The 2,169-nt window shown below is 64.8% G+C and carries 1 protein-coding gene and 1 pseudogene; both read left to right on the top strand.

The genetic code is table 11. The annotated features are described in order from the left end of the window. The first annotated feature begins 155 nt into the window (after positions 1 to 155). Positions 156 to 1,235, top strand: a complete 1,080-nt coding sequence (locus I6U14_RS00020; protein ID WP_296895842.1) for an amino acid ABC transporter permease — start codon at positions 156 to 158, stop codon at positions 1,233 to 1,235. Between the two features lie 74 nt (positions 1,236 to 1,309). Next, a pseudogene (locus tag I6U14_RS00015) lies at positions 1,310 to 2,026 on the top strand (amino acid ABC transporter ATP-binding protein); the annotation flags it as partial. Between the last annotated feature and the right edge of the window lie 143 nt (positions 2,027 to 2,169).

Below are 2,169 nucleotides of genomic sequence, written 5' to 3'. Positions count from 1 at the left end.
TATTGAGTTGTCGTTTCTTGTGATGTGTGCTGTTGTTCTTGTCGTGTTACTATTACTTTCTCTTGCTGTTTTCGTTTGCCACTTGTGTTTCTCGTTGTGTTTGTTTTTTTTTTTAGAGGTGTATAAGAGTCAGGGTTGGGGCGTGCTGGCCGGGCGTGTTCGCCTGGTTCGACAATCTGATCTACGGCCTCTACCCGAAGGACCAGGTCTGGCGGATCAACGTCGGCTTTTTGGTGCTCGTCCTCTGGGTCGTGCCGCTCTGGCTGGAGCGGGTGCGCTCGAAGGTGGCGATCGGGCTCACCGCCGTCCTGCTCTACCCGTTCCTCGCCAGCTACTTCTTCCTCGGCGGCGACAAGGGGCTGATCTGGTCGGCCCTGATCGCGCTCGGCCTCGCAGCCTTCGTCTGGGTCTGGGCGACCGCGCCCGTGGAGCGCCGCACCGGCTTCACCCTCGGCGAGCTCGTCTTGAAGCGCGCCGGTGCCTTGGACGCCGATCCGCGCCACCAGCGCAGGGTGTTGACCTACAGCGGTGCGGCCGGCTGGCTCGTCGCCTATGCCCTGGTCTGGCTCTGGTACCTGCCCGAGGTCGGCACGCACCAGTGGGGCGGGCTCTTCCTCACCCTGGTGATCTCCGGCATCGGCATGACCTTCTCGCTACCGGCGGGGGTGCTGTTGGCGCTCGGGCGGCGCTCCTCGCTGCCGGTGATCCGGCTCGCCTGCACCACCTTCATCGAGCTCTTCCGCTCGGTGCCGCTGATCACCATCCTCTTCATGTTCACCACGATGCTGCCGCTCTTTCTGCCCGTCGGCGTCGAGGTCAACCAGCTGTTGCGCGCCATCGTCGCGGTCTGCTGCTTCGCCGCCGCCTACATGGCGGAGGTCGTGCGCGGCGGGCTGCAGGCGATCCCGCGCGGCCAGTACGAGGCGGCGGCGGCGATGGGGCTCGGCTACTGGCAGGCCACCCGGCTGATCGTCCTGCCCCAGGCCCTCAAGGTCATGATCCCCGCCATCGTCTCGACCTTCATCGGCCTCTTCAAGGACACCACGCTGGTCTCGATCATCGGCCTCTTCGACCTCTTGAACATGGCGCGGGCGATCGGCGAGGATACCAACTGGCTGGGCCTGTTCATCGAGCCCTTTTTCGCGGTGACGCTGATCTACTTCGTCTTCTGTTTCGCGATGTCGCAGTACAGCATCAACCTGGAGCGCCGGCTCGACACCGGCCACCGCAGCTGAGGAGCCGTTGGATGGACGCCACCGAGACCGCGCCGACCGAGCAGCACATCGCCTCGGCCGCCTCGTCCGAGCGCATCATCGAGATGACCGGCGTCAACAAGTGGTTCGGGGCCTTCCACGTCCTCAAGGACATCGACTTCACCGTCCGCAAGGGCGAGCGCATCGTCGTCTGCGGGCCGTCCGGCTCCGGCAAGTCGACGCTGATCCGCTGCATCAACCACCTGGAGGCCCACCAGGAGGGCCAGATCATCGTCGACGGTACCGAGCTCAACGCCGACGTGCGCAACATCGACGCCATCCGCGCCGAAGTCGGCATGGTCTTCCAGCAGTTCAACCTGTTCCCGCACCTCTCGGTGCTGGAGAACTGCACGCTGGCGCCGATCTGGGTGAAGAAGATGCCCAAGGCCGAGGCCGAGAAGATCGCGATGACCTATCTCGAGCGGGTGCGCATCCCCGAGCAGGTCCACAAATACCCGCTGCAGCTCTCCGGCGGCCAGCAGCAGCGGGTGGCGATCGCCCGTGCCCTGTGCATGCGCCCGAAGATCATGCTGTTCGACGAGCCCACCTCCGCGCTCGACCCCGAGATGATCAAGGAGGTGCTCGACGTCATGGTCGAGCTCGCCAAGGAGGGCATGACGATGCTGGTGGTGACCCACGAGATGGGCTTCGCCCGCATGGTCGCGGACCGGGTCATCTTCATGGATCAGGGCGAGATCGTCGAGGAGGCCGACCCCGAGACCTTCTTCAACCGGCCGCGCTACGACCGCACCCGGGACTTCCCCAGCCAGATTCGTGCGCCCTGGTTCTGCCGCAGCACACCAGCGCCGAGGTCCATCGCGTCACGACACAACGACCCCGGTATGTACACCGGATTCGTACCGCGGCTTCGGTGGGCCGGACACTACGCGGTGCGCGCGGTGTGGTGCACCCCACA

Source organism: Thiohalocapsa sp. (assembly GCF_019695415.1).
In the GTDB taxonomy this organism is placed as follows: domain Bacteria; phylum Pseudomonadota; class Gammaproteobacteria; order Chromatiales; family Chromatiaceae; genus Thiohalocapsa.
Note: the sequence above shows the minus strand (reverse complement) of the source record. Positions and strands in the feature narration are given on the sequence as shown.